At 70.6% G+C, this 24217-nt stretch carries 21 protein-coding genes; 3 read left to right on the top strand and 18 right to left on the bottom strand.

Annotated elements, in window-relative coordinates; all coding sequences use genetic code 11:
- Positions 1 to 133 precede the first annotated feature (133 nt).
- The 3 genes from ABZX61_RS26275 to ABZX61_RS26265 all read left to right on the top strand — a co-directional run bounded on the left by ABZX61_RS26275 (position 134) and on the right by ABZX61_RS26265 (position 3544).
- Positions 134 to 1021, top strand: a complete 888-nt coding sequence (locus tag ABZX61_RS26275; RefSeq protein WP_350727182.1) for a peptidylprolyl isomerase — start codon at positions 134 to 136, stop codon at positions 1019 to 1021.
- Positions 1022 to 1083: 62 nt separating this feature from the next.
- Entirely contained in the window at positions 1084 to 2313 is a 1230-nt protein-coding gene (locus ABZX61_RS26270) for a DUF349 domain-containing protein (RefSeq protein ID WP_350727181.1), read from the top strand.
- A 139-nt stretch (positions 2314 to 2452) separates the two neighbouring features.
- Complete coding sequence (locus tag ABZX61_RS26265; protein ID WP_350727180.1) at positions 2453 to 3544, top strand: cupin domain-containing protein; 1092 nt, start codon at positions 2453 to 2455, stop codon at positions 3542 to 3544.
- Positions 3545 to 3577: 33 nt separating this feature from the next.
- Here the strand turns inward: ABZX61_RS26265 and ABZX61_RS26260 are convergent, their stop codons facing one another.
- The 18 genes from ABZX61_RS26260 to ABZX61_RS26175 all read right to left on the bottom strand — a co-directional run bounded on the left by ABZX61_RS26260 (position 3578) and on the right by ABZX61_RS26175 (position 24164).
- A complete protein-coding gene (locus ABZX61_RS26260; protein WP_355198457.1) occupies positions 3578 to 5767 on the bottom strand; it encodes a bifunctional (p)ppGpp synthetase/guanosine-3',5'-bis(diphosphate) 3'-pyrophosphohydrolase in 2190 nt (729 codons plus the stop codon).
- Positions 5768 to 5954: 187 nt separating this feature from the next.
- Complete coding sequence (locus ABZX61_RS26255; RefSeq protein WP_350727178.1) at positions 5955 to 6473, bottom strand: adenine phosphoribosyltransferase; 519 nt, start codon at positions 6471 to 6473, stop codon at positions 5955 to 5957.
- A 121-nt stretch (positions 6474 to 6594) separates the two neighbouring features.
- Positions 6595 to 7590 carry a protein translocase subunit SecF gene (secF, locus tag ABZX61_RS26250; RefSeq protein ID WP_350727177.1) on the bottom strand — a complete coding sequence of 332 codons (996 nt, stop codon included), beginning with the start codon at positions 7588 to 7590 and terminating at the stop codon, positions 6595 to 6597.
- Position 7591: 1 nt separating this feature from the next.
- On the bottom strand, positions 7592 to 9379 hold the full coding sequence (gene secD, locus ABZX61_RS26245) for a protein translocase subunit SecD (RefSeq protein ID WP_355198455.1): 1788 nt from the start codon (positions 9377 to 9379) through the stop codon (positions 7592 to 7594).
- A gap of 43 nt (positions 9380 to 9422) precedes the next feature.
- Complete coding sequence (gene yajC / locus ABZX61_RS26240) at positions 9423 to 9806, bottom strand: preprotein translocase subunit YajC (protein ID WP_350727175.1); 384 nt, start codon at positions 9804 to 9806, stop codon at positions 9423 to 9425.
- A 218-nt stretch (positions 9807 to 10024) separates the two neighbouring features.
- Positions 10025 to 11065, bottom strand: coding sequence for a Holliday junction branch migration DNA helicase RuvB (ruvB, locus tag ABZX61_RS26235; protein WP_350727174.1), 1041 nt, complete (start codon positions 11063 to 11065; stop codon positions 10025 to 10027).
- A gap of 483 nt (positions 11066 to 11548) precedes the next feature.
- Positions 11549 to 12169 carry a Holliday junction branch migration protein RuvA gene (ruvA, locus tag ABZX61_RS26230; RefSeq protein WP_350727173.1) on the bottom strand — a complete coding sequence of 207 codons (621 nt, stop codon included), beginning with the start codon at positions 12167 to 12169 and terminating at the stop codon, positions 11549 to 11551.
- A gap of 196 nt (positions 12170 to 12365) precedes the next feature.
- Positions 12366 to 12896: a crossover junction endodeoxyribonuclease RuvC gene (gene ruvC, locus ABZX61_RS26225; protein ID WP_192785834.1), complete on the bottom strand. Its 531-nt coding sequence runs from the start codon at positions 12894 to 12896 to the stop codon at positions 12366 to 12368.
- Positions 12897 to 13013: 117 nt separating this feature from the next.
- Positions 13014 to 14156: a GNAT family N-acetyltransferase gene (locus ABZX61_RS26220; RefSeq protein WP_355198451.1), complete on the bottom strand. Its 1143-nt coding sequence runs from the start codon at positions 14154 to 14156 to the stop codon at positions 13014 to 13016.
- Between the two features lie 60 nt (positions 14157 to 14216).
- Positions 14217 to 16013, bottom strand: a complete 1797-nt coding sequence (locus tag ABZX61_RS26215; protein WP_355198450.1) for a sugar ABC transporter permease — start codon at positions 16011 to 16013, stop codon at positions 14217 to 14219.
- A 180-nt stretch (positions 16014 to 16193) separates the two neighbouring features.
- Positions 16194 to 16946, bottom strand: coding sequence for a YebC/PmpR family DNA-binding transcriptional regulator (locus ABZX61_RS26210; protein WP_355198448.1), 753 nt, complete (start codon positions 16944 to 16946; stop codon positions 16194 to 16196).
- Positions 16947 to 16949: 3 nt separating this feature from the next.
- Positions 16950 to 17528 carry a pyridoxal 5'-phosphate synthase glutaminase subunit PdxT gene (gene pdxT / locus ABZX61_RS26205; RefSeq protein WP_350727169.1) on the bottom strand — a complete coding sequence of 193 codons (579 nt, stop codon included), beginning with the start codon at positions 17526 to 17528 and terminating at the stop codon, positions 16950 to 16952.
- 63 nt (positions 17529 to 17591) lie between these two features.
- A complete protein-coding gene (locus tag ABZX61_RS26200) occupies positions 17592 to 18440 on the bottom strand; it encodes an endonuclease/exonuclease/phosphatase family protein (protein WP_355198446.1) in 849 nt (282 codons plus the stop codon).
- Between the two features lie 12 nt (positions 18441 to 18452).
- Positions 18453 to 19658, bottom strand: a complete 1206-nt coding sequence (locus ABZX61_RS26195) for an MFS transporter (protein WP_355198444.1) — start codon at positions 19656 to 19658, stop codon at positions 18453 to 18455.
- A gap of 48 nt (positions 19659 to 19706) precedes the next feature.
- Complete coding sequence (locus ABZX61_RS26190) at positions 19707 to 20135, bottom strand: MarR family transcriptional regulator (RefSeq protein ID WP_355198442.1); 429 nt, start codon at positions 20133 to 20135, stop codon at positions 19707 to 19709.
- A gap of 87 nt (positions 20136 to 20222) precedes the next feature.
- On the bottom strand, positions 20223 to 21899 hold the full coding sequence (locus tag ABZX61_RS26185) for an alkaline phosphatase D family protein (RefSeq protein WP_355198440.1): 1677 nt from the start codon (positions 21897 to 21899) through the stop codon (positions 20223 to 20225).
- Between the two features lie 216 nt (positions 21900 to 22115).
- Positions 22116 to 23030 carry a pyridoxal 5'-phosphate synthase lyase subunit PdxS gene (gene pdxS, locus ABZX61_RS26180; RefSeq protein ID WP_350727165.1) on the bottom strand — a complete coding sequence of 305 codons (915 nt, stop codon included), beginning with the start codon at positions 23028 to 23030 and terminating at the stop codon, positions 22116 to 22118.
- A gap of 114 nt (positions 23031 to 23144) precedes the next feature.
- A complete protein-coding gene (locus ABZX61_RS26175; RefSeq protein ID WP_350727164.1) occupies positions 23145 to 24164 on the bottom strand; it encodes a DUF3048 domain-containing protein in 1020 nt (339 codons plus the stop codon).
- Between the last annotated feature and the right edge of the window lie 53 nt (positions 24165 to 24217).

The raw sequence follows: 24217 nt of genomic DNA, 5'->3' as shown, positions 1-24217 counted from the left end.
TCAGGTGATCTCGTCGAAAAGCCAATGGGAATGTAACCGAAGGGTACCGGTGCGGGTCGCCGGGCTGCGAATCATTACCCGTTGGCCGATACGATTCGCCCACCTCAGTTGATTGACTATGGGAGGCAAAGCGGTGGCCACGGGGAAGGACCGGCAGAGGCAGCTCGCTCGTGAGCACTACGAGCGGCAGATGCATCGCCGGGTCGAACGCGAGCAGAAGGCCAAGCGCACGGCGATCATCGGCTCCTCGGTGGGCGTCGTGATCGTGATCGGCGGCATCGTCGCCGCGGTCGCGCTGCTGGGCGGCAACGACGCGGGGACCGACGCGGCCTCCTCGCCCACGGCGTCGGCCGCCGACACCGCCGCGCCGTCGGCCTCGGCCTCGGCTTCGGCCGCGGCGGGGCCCAAGCCGTACGACGCGGCGACGGGCACGTGCGACTACGTCAAGGACGCCGGAGGCGGGCAGGTCAAGGACGTCGGCATGCCGCCGGCCAAGGTCAAGACCACGCCGGCGACCAAGACGATGACGCTCAGGACCAACCAGGGCGACATCGTCGTCGAGCTGAACAACGCCAAGGCGCCCTGCACGACCAACTCGCTGGAGTTCCTGGCGAAGAAGAAGTACTACGACGGCAGCAAGTGCCACCGGCTCGGCAGCGCCCAGTTTCCGATGCTGCAGTGCGGCGACCCGTCGGCCAAGGCCGACGGCAAGAGCCAGGACGGCACCGGCGGCCCCGGCTACGTCATGGCCGAGGAGAACCTCCAGGGCGCCCAGTACAAGCGCGGCGTGATGGCCATGGCCAAAACGCAGGCGCCGGGCAGCACGGGCAGCCAGTTCTTCCTCGTTTTCGGAGACATCGGGCTCACGCCGGATTACACGCCGGTGGGTACGATCACCAAGGGGCTCGACATCCTGGACAAGGTGAACAAAGCAGGCGTCATCGGGGACGCCGGCGACGGGACGGGGGCGCCGAAGCAAACCGTCGAAATCAAAGACGTGACAATCGCCAGCAAGAGCTGACGTAATACAAACTAGGGACGAAGTAGTCCCGAAGGGTCTGATGGAAAGTGCGGGAGGACACGGTGAGCACCGACCCGTGGGGCCGGGTAGACGACGACGGCACCGTCTACGTGCGTACGGCTGAGGGAGAGCGGGCCGTCGGCTCCTGGCAGGCCGGTGAACCCGAAGAGGCACTGGCCTACTTCCATCGCAAGTACGACGAGCTGGCCGGTCAGGTGCAGCTGCTGGAACAGCGCGTCAAGGGCACCGACCTGGCTCCTGCCCAGGCCGAGGCGAACATCGCCAAGCTGCGTGAGGCCGTCGCCGACGCCCACGCCATCGGCGACCTCGACGCGCTGACGGCCCGGCTCGACGGCCTGACGGAGCTGGTCGCCCAGCGCCGCGAGGAGGTCAAGGCGGCCCGCGAGCACGCACGCGCCGAGGCCAGGTCGGTCAAGGAGCGCATCGTCGCCGAGGCCGAGCGCATCGCGGACGAGACCACCCACTGGAAGTCGGGTGGCGAGCGGCTGCGCCAGCTCGTCGAGGAGTGGAAGGCCGCCGACCGCATCGACCGGGTCACCGAGGCCGCGCTGTGGAAGCGGCTCTCGGCGGCCCGTACGGCGTTCGCCAAGCGCCGCAAGACGTACTTCGCGGGGCTCGACGAGCAGCGCGAGGGCGTGCGGGCGGCCAAGGAGCGCATCGTCGCCGAGGCCGAGGCGCTGGCCGACTCGACCGACTGGGGCCAGACCGCGGCGATCTACCGCGAGCTGATGCAGCAGTGGAAGAGCGCCGGCCGGGCCTCGCGCGAGGCCGAGGACGAGCTGTGGGCCCGCTTCAAGGGCGCGCAGGACCAGTTCTTCCAGGCCCGTTCCGCCGTCTTCGCCGAGCGCGACGCCTCGCTGGCCGCCAACGCGGAGGTCAAGGAGGTGCTGCTGGCCGAGGCCGAGAAGATCCTCCCGGTCACGGACGTGCGCACGGCCCGCTCGGCGCTGCGGAACATCCTGGAGCGCTGGGAGGCCGCCGGCCCGGTGCCGCGCGAGCAGCGCGACCGGCTCGAGGGCGGGCTGCGCAAGGTGGACGAGGCCGTGCGCAAGGCCGAGGACGCCGAGTGGAAGCGCTCCAACCCGGAGGCCAGGGCCCGCGCGCAGAGCACCGTCGACCAGCTGCGCACCTCGATCGATCAGCTGGAGAAGCGGCTGTCCAAGGCGCAGACGGCCGGTCGCGCCAAGGACATCAAGGAGACCGAGGAGGCGCTGATCGCCCGGCGCTCGTGGCTGGAGGAGGCCGAGCGCACGCTCGCCGAGTTCAGCTGACCCCAGTGGAAATGCCCGTGGAGGCCTCTTCGGGCCTCCACCGGGCCCCGCCAGCCGTGCGGCGACCGTGCGCGAGCGAGTGGCGGCGGTGCGTGAAATGGGGCGGCGGCGGAAGGGGCTGAGACCTAGGCTGGCGGGCATGGATCCCGTCAGCGCCGCACGTGCCCTCGTCGAGGAGATGTTCCCGGGGGCCCTGTACGCCTTCGTCGGCGGCAGCGCCCTCACCGAGCGCCGCACCAGCACCTCCGACCTCGACGTCGTCGTGGTGCTCGACGGCCTGCCCACCCCCTACCGCGAGTCGCTGCGGTGGCGCGAGTGGCCCGTGGAGCTGTTCGTGCACAGCGAGACCAGCCTGCGCGCCTACCTCGACAAGGACTTCGACCGGCGCCAGCCGAGCCTGGCCCGCATGTGCGCCGAGGGCGCGGTGCTGACCGACCGGACCAGCGGCCGGGCCAGCGACCTCCAGGCGGCGCTGAGCGAGCGCCTGACGGCCGGACCGGGCGGTCTGACCAGCTCACAGGCCGAACGGGCCAGATACGCCCTCTCCGACCTCCTGGACGACCTCTCGGGGGCCACGGACGCCGGCGAGCGGACGTTCATCCGGTGGCAGGTGGCGCAGGAGACCGCCAGGATGGCGCTCGGGCTGGGGCGCAGGTGGCAGGGGAGCGGCAAGTGGCTGCTGCGCGAGCTGCGCGCCCACGACCCGGTGCTGGCGGAGGCGCTGCTCGGCGCCGTCGACGACTCGGCACGACTGGCCGCCGTCGCCTCGGACGTCCTGGAACGCGCTGGAGGGCGTCTCTGGGAGGGTTACAGGGCCGAGGGTGACCCGTTCCACCAGCCGCTGCGTCACGTGCCCTCAGGGGAGCTCTCGGGCGAGACGGCGCAGAGCTCCGGCATGCGCAGGCTCGCGGCGATCAGCGGGGCCACGGCCGGGTCCGTCCGCCTCTGGATGGGCCAGACCCACGTCGCGCCCGCCACGCGCTCGTCCGACCACCACCACGGGGCCTCGGAGACGGCCATCTACGTGGTCAGCGGCACGCCGTCGTTCGTGTTCCTGGAGGACGGGCGGGAGGTGCGGCTGGACACCAAGCCCGGCGACTACATCTTCGTGCCGCCGTACGTGCCCCATCGCGAGGAGAATCCGGACCCGTCGCAGGAGGCCGTGGTCGTCATCGCCCGCAGCACCCAGGAGGCCATCGTCGTCAACCTCCCCGACCTCCGCCCCCGCTGACCCGCCGCCCGGGGCCCGGCGCCCCGGAAGCGGTCAGTTGCCGGCGCCGCTGACGCGGTAGACGTCGAACACGCCCTGGATACTGCGCACGGCCTTGAGCACGTGCCCCAGGTGCTTGGGATCGCCCATCTCGAACGTGAACTTGCTGATCGCCACCCGGTCCCGGGAGGTCGTGACCGACGCGCTCAGGATGTTGACGTGCTGGTCGGAGAGCGTACGCGTGACGTCGGACAGCAGGCGCGGCCGGTCCAGCGCCTCCACCTGGATCGCGACCAGGAACACGCTGTCGTCGCTGGGCGACCAGCTGACCTCGACGAGCCGGTCGGGCTGCTCCTTGAGCTGCTGCACGTTGGTGCAGTCGCCGCGGTGCACCGACACGCCGTGCCCCCTCGTGACGAACCCGACGATCTCGTCACCGGGCACCGGGGTGCAGCACTTCGACAGGCGTACCCACACGTCGGCGTCGCCCGCCACGACCACGCCCGCGCCGCCACCACGGGGGCGGCCGCGCAGCCGGGTGGGCAGCGAGGTCTCGGCGATGTCCTCCTCGGCGCTGTCGACGCCGCCGATCGAGGCCACCAGCTTCTGCACGACGGCCTGCGCCGCGATGTGCCCCTCCCCCACGGCCGCGTAGAGCGCGGACACGTCGGGGTAGCGCAGGTCGCGGGCGAGCGCCAGCAGCGCCTCGCCGGACATCAGCCGCTGCAGCGGCAGGCCCTGCTTGCGCATGGCCCGCCCGATGGCCTCCTTGCCCGCCTCGATCGCGGTCTCGCGGCGCTCCTTGGAGAACCACTGCCGGATCTTGTTACGGGCCCGGCCCGACTTGACGAACTTGAGCCAGTCGCGCGACGGCCCGGCGTCCGGCGACTTGGAGGTGAAGATCTCGACCGTGTCGCCGTTGCCGAGCCGCGACTCCAGCGGCACCAGCCGCCCGTTGACCCGGGCGCCGATGCAGCGGTGGCCCACCTCGGTGTGCACGGCGTACGCGAAGTCGACCGGCGTGGCCCCCTCGGGCAGCGCGATGACCTGCCCCTTCGGGGTGAACACGTAGACCTCGGACACCGACAGGTCGAACCGCAGCGACTCCAGGAACTCGCCCGGGTCGGAGGTCTCCTTCTGCCAGTCGAGGAGCTGGCGCAGCCAGGCCATGTCGCTGCCCGGCTTGACCTTGCCGGTGGGGCCGGGGCTGCCGACCTCCTCCTTGTACTTCCAGTGCGCGGCCACGCCGTACTCGGCCCGGTGGTGCATCGCGTGGGTGCGGATCTGCAGCTCCACCGGCTTGCCCTCGGGACCGATCACCGTGGTGTGCAGCGACTGGTACATGTTGAACTTGGGCATCGCTATGTAGTCCTTGAACCGCCCCGGCACCGGGTTCCACCGGGCGTGGATGGTGCCGAGCGCGGCGTAGCAGTCGCGCACGCTGTCGACGAGGACGCGGATGCCCACCAGGTCGTAGATGTCGTCGAAGGCCACGTCGCGGGCGATCATCTTCTGGTAGACCGAGTAGTAGTGCTTCGGCCGGCCCTTGACGACGGCGCGGATCTTGGCCTCGCGCAGGTCGCCGGAGACCTTCTCGATGACCTCCTGCAGGAACAGGTCGCGGCGCGGCGCCCGCTCCGACACCATGCGCGCGATCTCGTCGTAGCGCTTGGGGTAGAGCATGGCGAAGGCCAGGTCCTCGAGCTCCCACTTGATCGTGTTCATGCCCAGGCGGTGGGCCAGCGGGGCGAAGATCTCCAGCGTCTCGCGCGACTTCTGGTGGCGCTTGTGCTCGGGGAGGTAGCGCATGGTGCGCATGTTGTGGAGCCGGTCGGCGAGCTTGATGATCAGCACGCGGATGTCGCGCGACATGGCGACGACCATCTTGCGCACGGTCTCGGCCTGCGCGGCGTCGCCGAACTTCACCTTGTCCAGCTTGGTCACGCCGTCGACCAGGGACCCGATGGTGTCGCCGAAGTCGCCGCGCAGCTCGTCGAGGCTGTAGGCGGTGTCCTCCACCGTGTCGTGGAGCAGCGCGGCGCACAGGGTCTCGTCGTCGGTGCCGAGCTCGGCCAGGATCGTGGCCACGGCCAGCGGGTGGGTGATGTACGGGTCGCCGGACTTCCGCTTCTGGTCGCGGTGGTGGTAGGCGGCGACGTCGTACGCACGCTCGATCACGCGCAGGTCGGCCTTGGGGTGGGTGGCGCGGACCGTGCGGAACAACGGCTCCAGCACCGGATTCATGGCCCCACCCCCAAATCGCCTTCGACGCACCGCAGGAACGCCGGACGCCTCGGCGTTGCCGGAGTCGGTTACGTCGGGCACGACCACATCACGGGGCACACAGACTCCTCACGCAATGGCTCCTCACGTTCGAGTCCAGATCCCCCAGTGTATCCAGGCGGCAAACCTGGGCCGTCGCGGGTCGGGCTCAGACGATCACGAGGGAGTGCAGGTCCACTCCCGTCACCCGCTCACGTCCCTTGAGAAAGGCCAGTTCCATGAGCACGGCGATGCCGACGACCTCGGCGCCGGCCCTCTTCACCAACTCCACGGCAGCCCTCGCGGTGCCGCCCGTGGCCAGCACGTCGTCGACCACGAGAACGCGGTCGCCGGGCGTGAAGGCGTCACGGTGGACCTCGATGGTCGCGGAGCCGTACTCCAGATCGTAGGACTCTTCGAGGGTTTCGGCGGGCAGTTTCCCCTTCTTCCGTACCGGTACGAAACCCGCCCCCGCCCGGTACGCCACCGGAGCCGCGAGGATGAACCCGCGCGCCTCGATGCCCACGATCTTGTCCACCTGGTGGAGCCCGGCCAGTTCGTCCACCACGGCCGCCATGGCGACCGGGTCGCCCAGCAGCGGGGTGATGTCCTTGAACATCACGCCCGGCTTGGGGTAGTCGGGCACGTCCCTGATCCTGTCCAGGATCATCGTGCTCAGCTCGGTCATGGCGTCTCCTCACAATCGTGCACCGGCGGTGTGCCGGGCTCCATGATGGTGCATCCCGCGCACACACAACGACGCCCCCATCCCGTGAAGGCTGAGGGCGTCGTACGTGTCTGTGCGCCGGTTATCCCTTGGCTACGGCCGCGCTTTTGGAACCCTTCGGCCCCTTGCCGCTTCCCGTCGAGGCCAGCCTCCTGGCGATGGCCTGGTACTTCGGCTCCCGCTCCTTCAACGTCACCAGCAGCGGCGTGGCGACGCACAGCGAGGAGTACGTACCGACGATCATGCCGACGAACAGCGCCAGCGACAGGTCCTTCAGCGTGCCCGCGCCGAGCAGCGTGGTGCCGATGAACAGGATCGCCGCCACCGGCAGGATCGCGACCAGCGAGGTGTTCAGCGACCGGATCAGCGTGTGGTTGAGCGCGTTGTTGGCCGCCATCGAGTACGTCATCTTCGACGTGTGCCCCAGCTTGGCCGTGACCTCCTTGATCATGTCGAACACCACGACCGCGTCGTAGAGCGAATAACCGAGGATGGTCAGGAAGCCCAGCAGCGTGGCCGGCGTGACCTCGAAGCCCGACCAGGCGTAGATGCCGGCCGTGATGACGAGGTCGTGGATGAGCGCGACGATCGCCGACATGGCCATCTTCGGCTCGAACGCCATCGACAGGTACAGGATGATCGCCAGCATGAACACGCCCAGGCCGATCCAGGCCTTCTGCGAGACCTCACCGCCCCAGGACGGGCCGATGGCCTGCACGCTGACCTGACCGACCGGAGTGTTGAAGTCCTTGGCGATCTGGGACTGCACCTGCTCCCTGGTGTTCTCCGGGAGGCTCTCGGTGGTCACCCGCCAGCCGCCGGTGCCGGCCGACTGGACGATCGCCTGGTGCGCGCCCTGATCGAGGACGGCCTCGCGGACCTCCTGGACGGTGGCCTGCTCGGACTTGAACGAGAAGACCGTGCCGCCCCTGAACTCCACGCCCAGGTTGAGCCCGTTGATCAGCAGACCCGCGATCGAGATGAGCAGCAGGATGCCCGACAGGCTGTACCAGAGCCTCCATTGGCCGACGAAGTCGACATTGATCTCGCCGCGGTAGAGGCGACGCGCCAGTCCCATCTCAGGCCTCCTGCGGAGTGGTCGGGCGGCCGGACGAGCCGACCTCGCTCATGCGCTCGGCGTCGAGGCCGGACAGCGGGTGCCCCTTGGCGAAGAACTTCAGCCTCGCCAGCAGGGCGATGAACGGCTTCGTGAACAGGAACACCACCACGATGTCGATCAGCGTGGTCAGGCCCATCGCGAAGGCGAACCCGGCCACGCCGCCCACCGCCAGGAAGTAGAGCACGATCGCGGCGATGAACATGACGGCGTCGGCGATCAGGATCGTGCGCCGGGCGCGGACCCAGGCCACCTCGACGGCCGCGCGGAGCGTCCGGTGGCCCTCCTTCATCTCGTCACGTATGCGTTCGAAGTAGACGATGAAGGAGTCTGCGGTGATGCCGATCGAGACCACGAGGCCGATGATGTGCGGCAACGAGAGCCGGAAGTTGGCGTTGTGGCCGAGCACGACCACCGCCGTGTACGTCAGGATCGTGGCGACCACGAGGCTCAGCACCGCCACGATGCCGAGGCCGCGGTAGTAGAGCATCGAGTAGACCACGACGAGCACGAGGCCGATGAGGCCCGCGATCAGACCGCCCTGCAGCTGGTCCTGGCCCAGCGTCGAGGAGACCGTGTCGACCGAGCTGCGGTTGAACTTCAGCGGCAGCGCGCCGTACTTGAGCTGGTCGGCCAGCGCGGTGGCGCTGAGCTGGTCGAACCCGCCGGTGATCTCGGCCCGGCCGCCGGGGATCGGGCTGATGATGTTGGGGGCGGTGATGACGACGCCGTCGAGCACGACCGCGACCTTGTTGCGCGGCTCCTGGGAGTTGTAGGCGGTCGTGGTGAGCTTGCTCCACTCGGCCGCGCCCTTGCTCTTGAAGTCGAGCTGGACGACCCACTCGACGGTGCCCTGCCGGACGCCCGCCGAGGCCGTGTCGATGTCGGTGCCGACGACCTTGGCGACGTCGAGGACGTACTTGTAGCTGCCGTCGGTCTCGCAGCCGGCGAACTGCTTCTTCGGGTCGTCCTGGACGCCCTGGCCGCGGTTGGCCGGGTTGGCGCAGTCGAGCTTGTTGAACTGGGCCAGCACCGCCGGGTCGATGCCCTGGGTGTTGACGCCGGCGTTGGGGTTCTGCGCGGGCGGCGTGCTGGGCTGGCCGGACGGGGCCGCCGTCGGGCTGGCCTTGGCGTCCTGGCCCTTCTTCGGCTGCTTCTGGGGGTTGTCCGTGGCGGCCGGCTGCCCCGACGCGGCGGGCGTCGGCGCGGTCAGCGCGGACGACAACGCCTTGCCCGTCGGGGACGCGCTGGGCTTGGGCGTGGAGACCGCGGGCGAGCCGGACTTGTCCGACTTGGGGGTGGCGGACTGGCTCGCCGAAGCCGACGGGTTCGGCGTCGGCGCGTTGGTGGCCAGGTTCTGCGGAACCTGCGTGGCCTCCATGGCCAGCACCTGGCGGAAGCGCAGCTCCGCGGTGGTGGCGACCAGCTTGATGGCCTCGCTCTGTCCGACGCCCGGGATCGAGATGATGATGTTGCTGCCGGACCTGGCGACCTCCGCGTCGGAGATGCCGTTGCCGTTGACTCGATCGCGGATGATGTTGACTGCGCGATCGAGAATCTCATCCGGCGGTGCCGTGTTGTTCTGGGTCACCGGGGACAGAGTCACCGTCGTGCCGCCGGCGAGGTCGAGACCCAGCTTGGGCGTGAACGCCTTCTGCAGGAACATCGTCCCGCCCAGGGCGAGGATGAGCGCCAGCAGCACCAGGAGCGTTCGCCCCGGTCGGCTGTGGCGGCTGGTCGGTCGGGCCACTGGTCGTCAGTTCTTTCAGATAGAGGTTTGTCGCAGAGCTTAGTCAGGACTGCTTGGTGCTGGAGTCCTGGTCGTCGTTGCGATCCACGGTGGCCTCGGACTCCTTCTTGCCCTCCTCACCCGGTGCGGCGTCGTCGTCGGAGGACTCGTCCGCCGCGGGAGCGTCCCCGGGCGTGACCACACGGCCGATCGCGGCCTTCACCCAGCGGGTCTCGATCCCCGGTGCGATCTCGAGGACCACGTCCTCATTGTCCACCGTCACCACGGTGCCGAACAGCCCGGTCGTGGTCATGACCCGGGCGCCCGGAGCCAGGGAGTTCTGCATTTGGATCGCCTCTTGCTGACGCTTGCGCTGAGGGCGGATCAGCAGGAAGTAGAACACCACCACCAGCAGAATCAGCGGCAGGATGCTACCGAGTTGTCCCATGTCCATAAGGGGCGACCTTCCATTGTCGTACAAGAAGTTGACACCGGCCTCGCGCCGGAAATTCCGTGCGTTGCGTCGGGGCCGCGCCGCTCAGCCCGTCAGCCTACACAGCCAGCCAAGCCACGGAGTGTAGGCCGTTGTTGCGAAACGCGGCAACGAGGCAGCGTTTCGGCGCGCGGGGAAGTTCCCATTTTGAAACGGTTGCAACCGTTCTGTGATCAGCCGTCTGAGTCGAATACCGCTGCTCCGAACGCGTCGGGGGGCGGGGTCATGCCGAGATGACTCCAGGCGGCCGCCGTCGCGACCCGGCCGCGCGGGGTCCTGGCCAGCAGGCCCTGGCGTACGAGGAACGGCTCGGCCACCACTTCGACGGTCTCCGGCTCCTCCCCTACGGCCACGGCCAGCGTCGACAGGCCGACCGGGCCGCCGCCGAACTTCTTCAGCAGCACGTCCAGGACCGCCCTGTCGAGCCGGTCGAGCCCTTCGGCGTCGACTTCGTACAGATTAAGGGCCGCCGCCGCTATTTCCCGGTTTATCACCCCGTCGGCCCTTACGTCCGCGAAATCCCGCACTCGCCTGAGCAGCCGGTTCGCGATACGGGGCGTCCCCCGGGACCGCCTGGCGATCTCGTGCGCCCCGTCCTCGGGCAGGACCACGCCGAGCAGCCTGGCCGACCGGTAGAGCACCTGCTCGAGCTCGCCGACCTCGTAGAAGTCCATGTGCGCGGTGAACCCGAACCGGTCGCGCAGCGGCGCGGGCAGCAGCCCGGCGCGGGTGGTGGCGCCGACGAGCGTGAACGGCGCGATGTCGAGCGGGATGGCCGTGGCTCCCGGGCCCTTGCCGACGACGATGTCGACCCTGAAGTCCTCCATGGCGAGATAGAGCATCTCTTCGGCGGGCCTGGCCATCCGGTGGATCTCGTCGATGAACAGCACCTCGCCCTCGGCGAGCGTGGACAGGATGGCGGCCAGGTCTCCGGCCCGCTCCAGCGCGGGGCCGGAGGTGATCCTCAGCGGCGCGTTGAGCTCAGCGGCGATGATCATGGACAGCGTGGTCTTGCCGAGCCCGGGCGACCCGCTCATCAGCACGTGGTCGGGCGGCCGCTGCCTGCGCAGGGCGCTCTCGAGCACGAGGGAGAGCTGCTCGCGCACCCGGCCCTGGCCGATGAACTCGCCGAGCCGCTTGGGCCGCAGCGCCGCCTCGATCTGCAGCTCGTCGCCACCGGCCTCGGACGACACCAACTCCCGCTCAAACCCCACCCCCACACCCCCTCACACCGGCTCCATCGCCAACACCCCACGAACCCCTCACACCGACCCCCGCCCACCGCATCGCCAGCGGGGCGCCGAGGCCTCGCAACGTCGCCAGGCGTGCGCCCGGACAGCACGACGTCGCCCGGGGTTCCGCCGGGCGGCGCGACGGCGCCAAGCCGGAGCCCGGACGGCGCGACGGCGCCGCGACGGGCGCTCCCGGCGCGCGGCCGGAGCCCACCGCGCCGCGACGGCGGGACGTGGTGCGGTGGAGACCGGCGCAACGTGGTCGGCGATCGGCCGGGCCACGGTGCCGGGCCTGCGACTCGCTCGTCACGGCGAGCAGCCCGTGAGCCTTCACGACCGGCCATGACAGACGGAAACCGGTGTCGGCGCGTGCGGTTACCTTGGCCCCGCCGTAAAAACCGGGCTTGAGCGCGGCACGCGCGGTCACCCTGGCGAGCGCGGCGCGCGGAGGGACGGGGCGGCGGGTCATCGGACGCTCAGAGATTGCAGGGCGGCCTTCAAAAGCGCGGCGACCTGGGGACGGCGTCCGGCGGCGAGGTCGGCGTCGGCGACCGGCTCCACGACGGCGACGGCCTCGTCGGCGTCCTTGCTGGAGTAGCCCAGCCCCACCAGCCCCGAGTGGACCTGATCGCGCCACGCCGCCACGCGCCGCTCCCCGTTGAGCGCGGCGTTGACCGCCTCCTCCGGCGTGCCGAGCCGGTCCTTCAGCTCCAGCACGATCCGCTGCGCCCCCTTCTGCCCGATCCCCGGGACCTGCGTGAGCGCCTTGAGGTCCGCACTGGCCACGGCGACGCGCAGCGCGTTGGGCGGGTGGACGGCGAGCATCGCCAGCGCCAGCTTGGGCCCGACCCCGCTGGCCGTCTGCAGCAGCTCGAACACGGCTCGCTCGTCGTCCGTGGCGAACCCGTAGAGGGTGAGTGACTCCTCCCGCACCACCAGCGACGTGGCCAGGCGCGCTTCCTCCCCGATCCGCAGCGTGGCGAGCGTGCCCGGAGTGCAGTGGGTGAGGATGCCGACGCCACCGACCTCGATCACGGCTCCGTCGGGAGCGATCGCGGCCACCTTGCCCGACACCGACGCGATCACAGCCCACCATCCTTCCACGCCGCCGGGGCCCGCACGCCACCGGCGAGGGTCACAGCCCGACATCCTCCCGCATGATCACGGACGACACGCCGCGGGCGCGCGGACCGGCCGCGCGGCGCGCCGCCCACAAAGCCGCCAGAGCTCCCAAAGCCCTCAGAGCCGCCAGAGCTCCCGAAGCCGCCCCCGAAGCGGATGATCACGGCCTGGTGTCCTTCCGCGTGGCCTTGGCGAGGGCGGCGGCGAGGCGGTGCTGGGCGCCGCCGCGCCACACGTGGCAGATCGCCAGGGCCAGCGCGTCGGCCGCGTCGGCGGGCTTGGGCATCTCGCTCAGGCGCAGCAGCCGGGTGACCATGGCGCCGATCTGCTTCTTGTCGGCGGTGCCGCTGCCCGTGATGGCCGCCTTGACCTCGGACGGCGTGTGCAGCGCCACGGGAAGCCCGCGCCTGGCCGCGCACAGCACGGCGATCCCGGCCGCCTGCGCGGTGCCCATGACGGTGCGTACGTTGTGCTGGCTGAAGACGCGCTCGACCGCCACCGCGTCGGGCCGTACGTCGTCGAGCCACTGCTCGATGCCGGCCTCGATGCCGACGAGCCGCGCGCCGAGCTCCTCGTCGGCCCCGGTGCGCACCACCCCGACGGCCACGAGCGTCAGCGGCGCGCCCGGCCGCCCCTCGACAGCGCCCAGGCCGCACCGGGTCAGCCCCGGATCGACGCCCATCACCCGCACCGGCCCGCCCTCCCGTCGCCGAACACCTGTTCGGCACGAGACTTTACCCCGGCGGGGGCGCCCACGCACCGGTAATCGCCCGCACGCCGGGGAAGGGAGCCGCCGGCGCGCCTCCGATCAGAAGTAGTCCAGCATGTACGGCCTGGCGGCGAAGGCCGCGTCGAGCGCCTCGTCGTACCGGTCGTCACCGGACATCAGCCCGCTCAACCGCAGCGTGGCCGTCGGCACCCCCGCGTACAACGCCGAGAACCCGTTCACCGAGAGCGTGACCCCGGGCTCCCCGACGGGCGTCACCGCACCGGACCCGCCCGCGACCTCCAGCCGCCACGACCCCCCGCCGCCCAGCGGATCGTCCACGGTCACCACGGCCTCGCAGCTCACGTACGCCGGATAGCCCCGCCGCTCGACCGCGGCCGGCACGTCCAGCACCCTGAACATCCACCGCGCCTGCCGCACCTCCTCGTTGGACCGCTCCCGCAGCATCCACAGCACCGGGTCGTCCGGAGCCACGGCGGCGACGACATGGCGCGCGACCGACGACGCGCTGCCGACGAGCGACCACAATGCCCGGGCGGTCTCCCCCGAGCCGGCGACCAGGTTCTCCACCTGCATGTCGTCGCCGCGCCACCGGTAGACGACGAAGCCGTCCTCGGCCAGGTAGAGGAAGTCGTCCTTGTTCTCCAGCCACAGGGCCCAGGTGCCCTCGTCCCAGGAGATGGGGCCGCTGGCGCGGGTGGCGGAGTGGACGCGGTGCAGCAGGGAGACGACCTCGGCCGCGTCGTCCGGACCCATCCTGCGCAGCTTGACCTGCCCGGACGGCCGGATCTGGCGCAGCGCCTCGGCCGGGAGCCGCACCTTGTACTGGCCTCCGGCGTGCTCGTAGCCGATCGAGCGGTAGATCGGCGTGGTGGCCGGAAAGAGCGCGGAGACCGCGTCGCCGAGGGAGGCGGCCCGTTCCACGACGGCCCGCATGAGCAGGCTGCCGACACCGCGGCCACGGTCCTCGGGATTGACGGTGACGCCCGCGACGCCCGCCATCGGCTGCGGCCTGCCGTGCCACCACTGCGTGAACCGGCGCAGCCGCGCGGCCCCGGCGAGCCTGGAGCCGTCGAACGCGCCCAGATAGCGGCCCTCACCGAGCGCCGGGAGCACCGCCCGGCGCCACTTCTCGTTGTCGCCGGGGGGCAGCGGCCCGAAAGAGCGCCTGCGCAGGTCAAGAACGTCGTCGAGGTCTTCAGCGATCAGGTTGCGAATCTCCACGAGGACCCAACCTATGGCGGGCCGCGCCGCCGGTCCACTTTGGGCGGCGGGGTGCCGCGCCTACGCGGCGACGGTGCGCGCCCGCGAGCCGTTCGTGGTGATGGCGAGCCTGTCGAGGTAGAGCAGTTGGGCGGCCACCACGGCGACCAGCGCGACCGCGACGACGAGCAGCGGCGTGGCGGCGCCGACGTCGGGCTTCGCCGCGGCGAAGGAGCCGAGCTGGGCCATCTGCGCCACCGGCGCGGTGAACAACGTCGGCTTCTGGGCGACCAGCAGCGGCCAGAGCAGGTCCTGGGCGTTCATCAGGGCGACGGCCCCGGCGAGGATGCCCGCCATGGGGAGCGACGGGAGGAACACACCGCCGAAGAAGTCCTTGTCGGTGCGCTCGGCCAGCCCCTTGCACAGGAGCGTGAGCACGAGCAGGGCCGGGACGCTGACGAGGAGGGGCGGGACGAGGGCCAGGAAGGAGTCGATGAGGCCCATGTTGCGCATGTTCTGCCAGTTGGCGACGCCGAGGGGCCCCGTGCCGACGAACAGCCACGGCGCGAACACCAGCAGCAGCCACTCGCTCCCGCGCCCCAGCGGTCGCAGGCCACCGATCCCGAGCGCGGCCAGGTAGGCGACGCCCACCGAGACGACCGCTCCGCCGATCGCCGGCACCCACGTGTTCACCTGGGAACGCAGGGAGCCCGCCTCCGAGGTGGGCGAGGCGAGCACGCCGTCGATCCACGGCCAGGCGCACACGAGCGCGACGGCGAGGAAGACCACCAGCGCCACGATCCCGACGGCCATGCCGACGGTCCCGGCACCACGTGGAGCGGCCGCGTCCGGCGCCACCACGGGAGCAGCCGCAGGGGCCGCCCCCGGCGCGATCGGCCCCGCCGCGGGGGCGGTCGGCACTCCCGCAGGGGCCGCAGGTGAGGTCGGCACGGCCGCGCCCGGCTCAGGCGCGGTACGCGGCGTCAGCGTGACGCTCAGCCGGGAGGCCGCCACGACGACCGTCGCGACGATGCCCAGCACGCCGAGGATCACCCCCGTGAGGGTCGCAACGGACGCGCCAGGGCCGAACTCGGCCATCCGGAAGGCGGAGTCGTACTCCAGCCCTGCGAGCGTCTCTGTGGAGCGCTCAGGGCCGCCCCGGGTGAGCACGAGGCCGAAGGAGAACGTCTGGAGCCCGACCGCGACCGTGGCGATCGCGACGAGCACCCCCACCACGAGCATCGCGGGCCCCACACCACCGCGAGACCCGCCGGAAAAGCCCCGCGCCCCGGAGAAGCCCCGCGCATCGGAGAAGCCCTGCGGGACGGAGCCGGCGCGCAGGGCGGGCAGGAACGCCATGACCGCCAGCGCGCACACCACCCCGAACGTGCCGGCCGCGACGATCAACCGGAGCGTTCCAGGCGCGGTCGCGGGATCGCGCAGCCCTTCGGCCAGCCCCGCCAGACCCGGCGCGTCCGGCGCCAGCCCGCGCATCCAGGCCGCCGCCACCCCCACCGGCGAGAACGTGACGATCGCCAGCGACAGCGCGATCCGCCCGGCCCTCCGCGGCCACGCGCCCGCCCGGTCGAGCGCCACCGCCAGCAGCGGCGCCACCACCACGGCCACCAGCAACGGCATCGCGACCAGCGACAGCGTGAACCACGCCGCCCGCCAGAACTCGCCGTCGCCCAGCAGCCTGCCGTAGTTGGCGAACCCCACGTACGTGCTCTCGCGCAGGACGCCGCCCCTCTGCAGGCTGAGCCAGATCGTCTGGGCCGTGGGCAGCACGAGCGAGATCAGCGTGCCGAGCAGCGCGGGCACGGCCAGCAGCCAGCCGAGCGCCGGAGAGGGGGCCTGTGGAGGGGTGGGGGAAGTCACGTCGCCCGACCCTACGCTGCCCCGTCCCTTCTCGCACCCGAAGAAAGCCCCGGAACCCACCCGTGCCGAAGAAAGCCCCGGAGCTCTTCTCACGCCCGGAGGAAGCCCCGGAGCGCCGCACGAGGGCGGGCACGCATGAGTAAGGGCCCGGCGTGGCCGAGCCCTTATGTCGTGCGACTGCTAGTCCAGCGCCGCCAGCACGTCGTCCGGCACGTCGAAGTTGGCGAAGACGTTCTGGACGTCGTCGCTGTCCTCCAGCGCGTCGATGAGGCGGAACACCTTCTTGGCGCCCTCCTCGTCGAGCGGCACGCTCATCGTCGGCAGGAAGCTCGACTCGGCCGAGTCGTAGTCGAGCCCGGCCTCCTGCAGCGCCTTGCGGACCGGTACCAGGTCACCGGCCTCGGAGACGACCTCGAACGACTCGCCCAGGTCGTTGACCTCCTCGGCGCCCGCCTCGAGGACGGCCATGAGCACGGTGTCCTCGTCGAGCCCGTCCTGCTTGGGCACGATCACGACGCCCTTGCGGTTGAACATGTAGGAGACGGACCCGGGGTCGGCCAGCGAGCCGCCGTTGCGGGTCAGCGCGACGCGGACCTCGGAGGCGGCGCGGTTGCGATTGTCGGTGAGGCACTCGATGAGCACCGCGACGCCGCCGGGCGCGTAACCCTCGTACATGATGGTCTGCCAGTCGGCGCCACCGGCTTCGAGGCCGCCGCCGCGCTTGCGGGCGCGCTCGATGTTGTCGTTGGGCACGGAGTTCTTCTTCGCCTTGAAGATGGCGTCGAAGAGCGTGGGGTTGGCGTCCGGGTCGGGGCCACCGGTCCGTGCCGCCACCTCGATGTTCTTGATGAGCTTCGCGAACAGCTTGCCGCGCTTGGCGTCGAGCGCGGCCTTCTTGTGCTTCGTCGTCGCCCATTTGGAGTGGCCGGACATTACCTAGAGCTCCCTCACCATGTCTACGAAGTAACGGTGCACGCGCGCGTCCCCGGTCAGCTCGGGGTGGAACGACGTCGCGAGCAACGGCCCTTGACGGACCGCGACGATCCTATCCCCAGGCTCGCACCTGCCCAGCACTTCGACGTCGCCGCCGATGGATTCGACCCAGGGAGCGCGGATGAACACCGCGTGCACCCGCTCCCCCGCGAAGTCCAGATCGGACTCGAAGGAGTCGACCTGGCGGCCGAACGCGTTGCGCCTGACCACCATGTCGATGCCGCCGACCGTCTGCTGTCCGGCGACGCCGTCCTCGATCCTGTCGGCCAGCATGATCATGCCGGCGCAGGACCCGTAGGCGGGCATGCCTTCCTTGATCCGCATCCGCAGCGGCTCCAGCATGTCGAAGGTCTCGGCGAGCTTCCACATGGTGGTCGACTCCCCACCGGGGATGACCAGGCCGTCGACCGCGTCCAGCTCGGCCGGCCGGCGCACGGCGGTGGCCGACGCTCCTGCCTCCTGAAGCATGCGCGCATGCTCGCGCACGTCTCCCTGGAGAGCGAGTACACCGATCGTGGGCACAGTCGATCCTTCCGTCTGGGTGCGGGTTCCGACAATTCAACACCAGGATGGCCTGGGATCTTCCTAGAGGGCCACTTTGACGTGGACGGGCTTGTGGTCGGACAGCGTCACGTCCCGCGCGACGCGGCAGCTCCGCACCGTGCCTTTGGGGGCGAACAGGTAATCGAGTTTTTTACCCTCCCTGGTCCACCGGCCGGTGCGCCGCGTGCCGCGCTGGTCGCATTCCTGGTACGCGCGGTAGAGCGGAGCGACGGCCCGGCGGCCGGCGGCGCTGCCGTATCCGCTGTCCGGCGGCGCCACGTTGAGGTCTCCGCCGAGGATCGTGCGGTGTCCCGGCTCGGCCGCGATCTCGAGCAGCCGCCTGATCTGCCTGGTCCGGTAGGGGGCGCCCGGTTGGCGGTCGTCGTCGGCCCGGCCCGAGGACAGGTGGGTGCCGCAGGCGCGCACCTTCCTGGCGGGGACGGTGGCGCAGAGGACGGCGCGCGTGACGTACCAGGGCGGGGCGGGCAGCGGGTGGGCCTCGAAGGTGACGGCGTCGCCCGCCACGGCGACCGCGATGCTCTGCGCGCCGCGCGGGCGGCCGAGGCGGTCGGGGTGGCAGGCGTACGGGGTGCCGTCGTGGGAGGCCAGGCCCCATGAGCCGATGGTCCAGTTCCGTCCGGTGCGCTGTTCCAACCAGAGTTCGAGCGTGCCGGCCGCGCCCGTGCAGAACTCCTGCAGGAAGATCACGTCGGGAGGGCCGTTCTTGATCGCGTACCCGCCGATGCTCTGCGCCAGTTCGAGCGCGCCCGCGCGGTAGAGGGGGCACGCCGAGTTGGTGCCCGCGCAGACGTTCCAGGTCATCACGGACAGCTCGGCTCTCGGGGGAGCCGCGAGCAATCCGGCCACGAGTAACAGGACAGGTCCCACCATGTCGGGAAATTATCAACCAGCGGGAGCCACGGCGTCCTGGAGCGTGTGGTCGGTGTCCACCCGGCTCAGGGCGCGCAGGTGGTGGCGCCGGACGTAGAGGATGGCCATGCCGACGAGGCAGCAGGCGGCGCCCAGCGCGTACGGGACGGCGACGCCGATCTCCTCCCCCAGCTTGGTCGCGATGAACGGGGCCAGCGCGCCGCCCATCCAGCGCACGAAGTTGTAGCCCGCGGAGGCGACGGGCCTGGGCGCGTCGGAGACCTCCATGGCCGACTCGGTGAAGACGGTGTTGTTGAGGCCGATGGGGATGCCGGACAGCACGGTGAACAGGATGATCCCGACGTGCCCGGACAGCGCGATGCCGATCTGGAACACGGCCAGCAGCGCCAGCGCCAGGTGCAGCACGTTCACCGAGCCGATCTTGCGCTGCAGCGGCGGCGCGCCGAACACCGAGGCCAGCGCCACGCAGACGCCCCACCCGAAGAAGACGGCGCCGATGCCGTACGGCGACATGTGCAGGATGAACGGGGTGAAGGCCAGCACGGTGAAGAACGCGAAGTTGTAGAAGAGCGCGGTGAAGGCCGTGGTGGACAGGCCGCCGTGGGCGAGCGCCTTGATCGGGGCGGCGAGGCTGGTCCTGGCCGCGGGCTTGGGGGTGGCCTTGAGCAGGGTGACGATCAGGACGAAGCCGACGGCCATGAGGGTGGCGGTGCCGAAGAACGGGGCCCGCCAGTTCCAGTCGCCGAGCAGGGCGCCCACCAGCGGGCCGGCGGAGATGCCCAGGCCGAGCGCGGCCTCGTACAGGATGATCGCGGCCTCCGCGCCGCCGCTGGCCGCGCCCACGATGACGGCCAGCGCGGTGGCCACGAACAGCGCGTTGCCCAGGCCCCAGCCCGCGCGGAAGCCGACGAGCTCGCCGACGCTGGTGGAGGTGCCGGCGAGCGCGGCGAAGACGATGACGAGCGCGAGCCCGGCCAGCAGCGTCCGCTTGCCGCCGATGCGGCTGGAGACCCAGCCGGTGATCAGCATCGCCACCGCCGTCACCAGGAAGTAGCTGGTGAACAGCAGCGACACCTCGCTGGGGGTGGCCTTCAGACCTTGGGCGATGGAGGGGAGGATGGGGTCGACGAGGCCGATGCCCATGAAGGCCACGACCGCGGCGAACGCGGTGGCCCAGACGGACGTGGGCTGGCGAAGAATTCCGCCGCCGGATTGCATGGGGCTCCTTTACCGGGGGTTGCGGCTTTTACCGGGCTTCGCCGGGCTTTACCGGGGGTTGCGGCCGAGCTTGGCCAGGACGGGCAGCGCGGCCGCCAGCGCGGCGCGCTCGTCGTCGGTGAGCGCGGCCAGCTCCTGGCTGAGGTGGGCGATCCTGGCCCGCCGCACGGCGAGCAGCCGGTCGCGGCCCTCGCCGGTCAGCTCGACCGTCCTGACGCGGGCGTCGGCCGGGTCGGAGCCGCGCGCCACCAGGCCGGCGTCCTCCAGGCGGTTGATCTGCACGGTCATGGTGGGCAGCTGGACGGCGTGCTCCTCGGCCAGCTCGGTCATGCGGCGGGGGCCGGGTTCGAGCGAGCCGAGCACGGCGTACTGCTGGCTGGTGACGGGTTGGCCGGCGACGGTGCGCCTGAGCAGGAGGACCAGGTGGCGCAGCACCGTGGAGACCTGCTCGGCCAGGCGGGTGGGGTCGTCCCTCATGCTTAGCCCAACTAACTTAGCCTGGCTAATATTCCGCCGAAAGAAAAGCGGCACCCCGGGCCGGGGTGCCGCTCTCCGGAACGATCGTCAGGGACGCTCGGTCTCCAGGCGGACCGTCTCCTCCACGGTCAGCTGCTGCTGGGCGCGCAGCGTCGGGTCGAGCGGCCGCAGGTACGTCTGCTGCACCCCCGGCACCCGGTCCTCCACGACGAACGTGGCCCGCGTGTAGACCTCGGCCCCCGGGGTCTGCACCTTCGGCACCACCCTGAAGTCCGCGGTCATCTGGTCCCGCTCGACCTTCGTCAGCACGTAGCCGCGCTGGTTGTTGTAGAACTTCAGGTGCGGGTTGATCGCCAGGAACGGGTGCGTGGACGGGTCGGAGTCCGCCCCGTTGCCGCCCGTCGAGATCGAGGTGGCCACCAGCTCGGAGCCCACCGACGGCCCGGTCGGGTCGTCGTAGTTCAGCTTGAGGTCGCTGGCCCAGTGGGCGTGCACGTCGCCGGTCAGCACGACGGCGTTGCGCACCTTGGCGTCCACCCAGCCCTGGGTGATGCGCTGCCGGGAGGCGACGTAGCCGTCCCAGGCGTCCTGGCTGGTGATCTTGGCGGGGCCGGCGTTGTTGTCGCGCTGGGCGAAGAAGACCTGCTGGCCGATGATGTCCCACTGCGCGCGGGAGTGGTGGAAGCCGTCCAGCAGCCAGGACTCCTGCTCGTTCCCCGTGATCGAGCGCGCCGGGTCCACGGCGGCCGGGCAGTCGCGGTAGCCGTCACCGCAGCCCTGGTCGTCGCGGTACTGGCGGGTGTCGAGCATGTGGAACATGGCCATCCGCCCCCACCGGATCCGCCGGTAGAGCTGCATGTCGATGCCGCGCGGGATGGAGGTGCGGCGCAGCGGCATGTTCTCGTAGTAGGCGCGGAAGGCGGCCTCGCGCCTGGCCAGGAAGTTCGGCTGGGGGACCTCGGGCTTCTCGGGGATCTCGTCGGCCCAGTTGTTGTCGACCTCGTGGTCGTCCCACACCACCAGCCACGGCGCGGCGGCGTGCGCGGCCTGCAGGTCGGGGTCGGCCTTGTACTGGGCGTGGCGCTGGCGGTAGTTGGCCAGGGTCTCGGTCTCGGGGCCCTCGTGGTCGCGGACGTTGCCGCCGGGGATGGTGTAGGTGTCCTTGGTGTACTCGTACTGGTAGTCGCCCAGGTGCAGGACGAGGTCCGGGTTGTCCTCGGCCAGCCTGCGGTACGAGGTGAAGTAGCCGTGCTCGTACTGGGCGCACGAGACGAACGCCATGGCCAGCGAGCTCCCGTACGAGAGCGGGTGCGGCGCGGTGCGGGCCCGCCCGACCGGCGAGACGTACTTGCCGACGCGGAAGCGGTACCAGTACTCGCGGTCGGAGCCCAGCCGGTCGACCTCGACGTGCACGCTGTGGCCCCACTCGGGCGTGGCCACGCTCACGCCGGAGCGGACGACGCGGCGGCAGTTCTCGTCGGCGTACACCTGCCACTGCACCGGGAACGGCCGCTGCGGCATGCCGCCGAACCCGTCCTCGGCCAGCGGCTCCTGGGCGAGCCTGGTCCACAGGACGAAGCCCTCGTGGTCCGGGTCGCCGGAGGCGACGCCGAGCGTGAAGGGGTCGGTACGCAGCTCGCGCGAAGCCGCTGCGACGTCGGGATCGGTGCCGGGATCGGCGAAGGCGGCGGTCGCGGGGATGGTCACGGCGGCGCCCGCCGCTAACCCTGTGACCAGAAAGTGCCGGCGGTTCAGCTTGGACACGAGACGCTCCTGTGACGATCAAGGGTGAGGGGGACGCCAGGTAGCTTTACTGAAGATCATGACTACTTGGTGAACGCCACACAACACCAAAAAGGCGACATCCTTCGCGGATGCCGCCTCATCTGGCGATTTTCATCGTCACGCTGTGGTGTGCCCCGCCTGCCGTACGTGATCATGTCACACGGGCGGGCCGGGCGACCCGCAACGACGCGCCGCCTACCAGCCGCGCTCGGCCAGGCGGTGCGGCTGCGGGATCTCGTCGACGTTGATGCCGACCATGGCCTCGCCCAGGCCGCGCGAGACCTTGGCGATGACGTCGGGGTCGTCGTAGAAGGTGGTGGCCTTGACGATGGCCGCGGCGCGCTTGGCCGGGTCGCCCGACTTGAAGATGCCCGAGCCCACGAACACGCCCTCGGCGCCGAGCTGCATCATCATCGCCGCGTCGGCCGGGGTGGCGATGCCGCCCGCGGTGAACAGCACGACCGGCAGCTTGCCGGTCTTGGCGACCTCGACGACCAGCTCGTACGGGGCCTGCAGCTCCTTGGCCGCGACGTAGAGCTCGTCCTCGGGCAGCGAGGTGAGGCGCTTGATCTCGGCGCGGATCGTGCGCATGTGGGTGACGGCGTTGGAGACGTCGCCGGTGCCGGCCTCACCCTTGGAGCGGATCATGGCCGCACCCTCGGTGATGCGGCGCATGGCCTCGCCCAGGTTGGTGGCCCCGCACACGAACGGCACGGTGAACTGCCACTTGTCGATGTGGTTGGCGTAGTCGGCGGGGGTCAGCACCTCCGACTCGTCCACGTAGTCGACGCCGAGCGCCTGCAGGACCCTGGCCTCGACGAAGTGGCCGATGCGGGCCTTGGCCATCACGGGGATCGACACGGCCGCGATGATGCCGTCGATCATGTCGGGGTCGCTCATCCTGGACACCCCGCCCTGGGCGCGGATGTCGGCGGGCACACGCTCGAGGGCCATGACGGCCACCGCGCCGGCGTCTTCGGCGATCTTGGCCTGCTCGGGGGTGACGACGTCCATGATGACGCCGCCCTTGAGCATCTCGGCCATGCCACGCTTGACACGGGCGGTTCCGGTGACGGGGGTGCTTTCAGGCGTGCTGGTCGACACGGTCATCCTCACGGCTCTCACGGCTTCGGTAAGTTATCAACCCCATGGTAGGTCCTGAAGGACCCCTCCCCCGACATGCCAAGATGTCAGGATTTATCGCCATACTTGGACAGATAGGCGCTAGGGGATGACGGGTTTGCGGCTGGCGAGCGCCACCCAGACCTGGCCGGGCGCGAAGTTCATCGGGTCGCCGCTCTCCGTGGTGAACGTCGTACCGGTGTCCTCGGATTCCCGCTCCCAGTTCGCCTTGTACGCCTGGCCGTCGCGCAGCACGATCGCCTTGCCCTTGCCCGTGGTGTGCACGAGCGGCGTGTAGCTCTGGTTCTTGTCGTGGAACTCCGAGCGCTCGGTCTTGGTGTACTGGATGACCACCGTGGGCGCGCCGAGCTGGCCGCCCTCCGCCGCCATGTCCTTCTTGCCGTCCTGCCAGATCAGCCACTGCTTCTTCTCCGCCGACCAGGCGAAGGTGAAGCGCGCCGCGGGCCACTTGACGCTGTACGACTTCTTGTCCACGCCGCCCTCGGCCGGGGCATCGCCGAAGGTGAAGCCGATGTCCTTGGCCTTGCTCGCCTTGGGGGCCTTGCCGAGGAGGTCCTTGGTGTTGGCGAAGAGGTTGTAGGGGGCGAAGCGGCCCGGCTGGCGGAAGTACGCGCCGGGGTTGCGCGTGTCGCCGACGTCGAACAGCGACGCCTTGGCCACGAACGGCAGCATCTTGGTCTGCACGCCCGAGTAGGCGAAGGCCGGCTTGCCGAACTGCGGCGTGATGTGCAGGTCGGAGATGCGGGCGCTGCGGACGGGGCCCACCTTCGCCGGCACCTTGGAGGAGAAGATCGCCATGAGCCGGGTCAGGCCCGCCTCGACCTGCTCGATGTAGACGATGTCCGCGCTCTTGAGGCCGAGCTGCGGCTTGCCCGCCGCGGTGTTCTCGATCTTCACCGCGAGCACCGGCTTCAGGCCGTCGTACGGCTTGCCGGTGAACGGGTGGCCCTCGGGCGCCTCGGTGGGCTCCTCGCTGGGCGCGGCCGTGGCGGCCTGGGGCGCCTTACCCGGGGCGGGCGCCTCCGAGGAGGAGCAGGCCGCGACAGGCAGCAGCACCGCCGCTCCGGCCAGTGTGACCGTGATCATCCGGGGTAGCCGCACGTGAACACTCCTCGCTTCAGCCCGAAAACGGGATGAAGCTTACTGGCTTCCCC

This window comes from Nonomuraea sp. NPDC003709, from assembly GCF_040610775.1.
Lineage (GTDB): Bacteria > Actinomycetota > Actinomycetes > Streptosporangiales > Streptosporangiaceae > Nonomuraea > Nonomuraea angiospora_A.
This window is presented reverse-complemented; position numbering and strand designations above follow the sequence as displayed.